General features: G+C 39.7%; 1 protein-coding gene. It reads right to left on the bottom strand.

What is annotated here, in order from left to right; translation table 11 throughout:
- Positions 1–353: SdrD B-like domain-containing protein (locus tag A9Q68_RS10530; protein WP_131814186.1), on the bottom strand; the 353-nt coding region annotated here is incomplete at both ends.

The raw sequence follows: 353 nt of genomic DNA, 5'->3' as shown, positions 1-353 counted from the left end.
ACAACTTGACCATCTGAGTCTTTAGTATCGTCACCTGAATTTGGTGTTGTTGGTGTGTAACCATCTGGTGTTTCGAAGGTTACTGTGTAGTCACCATCTGGTAAGTCAGTAAACTCATAATAACCATTTTCATCAGTGGTAGTAGTCTTAGTTGATCCATCTGGATTTGTAAGAGTGACTGTTACACCTGGAATTCCTGGTTCACCTGAATCTTGAACACCGTCTTTGTTGGTATCTTCCCAAACAGTATCACCGATTGTATGTGTTTCTTTGACGAAACCACTATCGATGGTTGGGTTATCATTACCTTTAACAGTAACTTTGACAACTTGACCATCTGAGTCTTTAGTATC

Origin of the sequence: Streptococcus bovimastitidis (assembly GCF_001885095.1) — a bacterium.
Classification (GTDB): domain Bacteria; phylum Bacillota; class Bacilli; order Lactobacillales; family Streptococcaceae; genus Streptococcus; species Streptococcus bovimastitidis.
Note: the sequence above shows the minus strand (reverse complement) of the source record. Positions and strands in the feature narration are given on the sequence as shown.